At 66.7% G+C, this 1,647-nt stretch carries 3 protein-coding genes and 1 tRNA gene; 2 read left to right on the top strand and 2 right to left on the bottom strand.

The window, feature by feature from the left end; genetic code table 11:
- A partial coding sequence (locus tag WCE35_RS17895; protein ID WP_424594662.1) for a virginiamycin B lyase family protein occupies positions 1-443 on the top strand: 443 nt, incomplete at its 5' end.
- 22 nt (positions 444-465) lie between these two features.
- On the opposite strand, the gene WCE35_RS17890 is transcribed toward WCE35_RS17895, so the two are convergent.
- A complete protein-coding gene (locus WCE35_RS17890; protein ID WP_424594661.1) occupies positions 466-1,293 on the bottom strand; it encodes a sulfite exporter TauE/SafE family protein in 828 nt (275 codons plus the stop codon).
- A 55-nt stretch (positions 1,294-1,348) separates the two neighbouring features.
- On the opposite strand from WCE35_RS17890, the gene WCE35_RS17885 reads away from it, so the two are divergent.
- A complete protein-coding gene (locus WCE35_RS17885; protein ID WP_424594660.1) occupies positions 1,349-1,498 on the top strand; it encodes a hypothetical protein in 150 nt (49 codons plus the stop codon).
- A 37-nt stretch (positions 1,499-1,535) separates the two neighbouring features.
- Here the strand turns inward: WCE35_RS17885 and WCE35_RS17880 are convergent.
- Positions 1,536-1,610, bottom strand: a tRNA-Asn gene (locus WCE35_RS17880).
- Positions 1,611-1,647 lie beyond the last annotated feature (37 nt).

The raw sequence follows: 1,647 nt of genomic DNA, 5'->3' as shown, positions 1-1,647 counted from the left end.
GCGCCATATGGGCGACGCTGCAGAACGGCAACCAGCTGCTTCGCCTCGCCGCCGACGGGACCAGCAGGACATTCGACCTGCCGCGCGGCGGCGCTGTGCCGACCGACGTCGCGATCGGCTCCGACGGCTCGGTCTGGTTCCTGCAGTTCCGCGCCAATCGCATCGGGCGATTCAAGGATGGACAATTCTCGGATGTCGAGGCGGGTCGAGAAAATGCCGGTCTCAGCGGCATTGCCGTGGCTCCCAATGACGACGTCTGGTTCGGCATGCTGCGCCGCGCGAGCCTTGGGCGGCTGCGCAACGGCCGCATCGAGGTGTTTGCGCTTCCCCGCGACAATGCCCGGCCGTTTAGCGTCGCCGTCGATCGCGACGGCAATGTCTGGTACGCCGACATCAGCGGATTTGTCGGCATGCTGCCGGCCAGGCATGCGGGTGCGCGGTAGCCAGTGCGGCGGATCTGGACATTCAGCCCGCCGGCAACGCCGTCAGCTCGGACAACGCGCGGATGGTCAGCACCAGGCCCATGCCGACGATCAGCAGGCTGGTGGCGATTTGCAGGCGGATCATCCAGATGCTGGCCAGCCAGTCCAGCACCTTTTCGCCGACCTTCGCGGCAACGATGCCGACCACCACCAGCGTCGCGGCGAAGCCGAGGCTGAACACCACGACAGTGACGAGGCCGAGCAGGACCTTTCCGCTCGACAGCGCGCCGAGCAGCAGCGCCAGCGCGGCTGGATCGGGGAGCAGGCCGCCCGCAATACCCAGCGCCAGCAGCACCGGCAGTTTCGGACGGTTCTCGGCCACGACGTCCAGCCGGTGGGCGTGGACCTTGCCGAATCCGTGGCTGTGCCAGACCGCAGGCTCGCCGTGCCCATGGCCATGCGGGTGGTCGTGAGCCTGGTCGTGACCATGCTCCCGCGCGTGGGCATCCGCCCGACCGGTGCCATTGCCCGGCTCGCCGGCTTCGCCCATGGCGAGCGCCACAAGATCGCGCTGCGCCCACAGCATCCAGAGGCCGAGCACGATCACCAGGATGCCGACCGCGACCGCCAGGTAGGCTTCGATGCGCTGCGGCCGCAGCCAGGTCGAGCCGAGCGAGGCGAGCACGCCGACCAGCACGATGCCGCTGGTGTGGGACAGCGTGACGAAAATTCCGAGGATCAGCGCGTCGATCGGCTTGCCGCGCGCGCCAACGATGTAGGCGGCCGCGATCGTCTTGCCGTGCCCCGGCGTCGCCGCGTGCGCGGCGCCCGCCCAGAAGCTCGACGCGACGAAGAACAGGAGTTCCCGCATTTCAGGCAACCGTAAGTTGGCCGGCCAAGGCCGTTGCTAGGCGTGGATCATTAGCATGCCGGCTCCGGTCATGGCGCGCGTCGGCGGCGATACCCCGACCGATACCCTGAAAAAAATTGCCAATGTGTGCGAACGGTGCCGAACCGTTGAGATGCGGACTTGGCGGGAAGTGTTCGACTTACAACAGGTTGCGGAAGCGTGCTGAACTGCTGCGACCAGGAAAGAACGGACCCACAGCCAACTGGCTCCCCGGGCTGGATTCGAACCAGCGACCATTCGATTAACAGTCGAATGCTCTACCGCTGAGCTACCGAGGAACAGGCGAAGCTGACGTTCGCGCGGGCAGCGTATAAC

Source organism: Bradyrhizobium sp. (genome assembly GCF_049691595.1).
Taxonomy (GTDB): domain Bacteria; phylum Pseudomonadota; class Alphaproteobacteria; order Rhizobiales; family Xanthobacteraceae; genus Bradyrhizobium.
The sequence above is the reverse complement of the archived record's forward strand: the minus strand, read 5'-3'. Positions and strand labels throughout refer to the sequence as shown.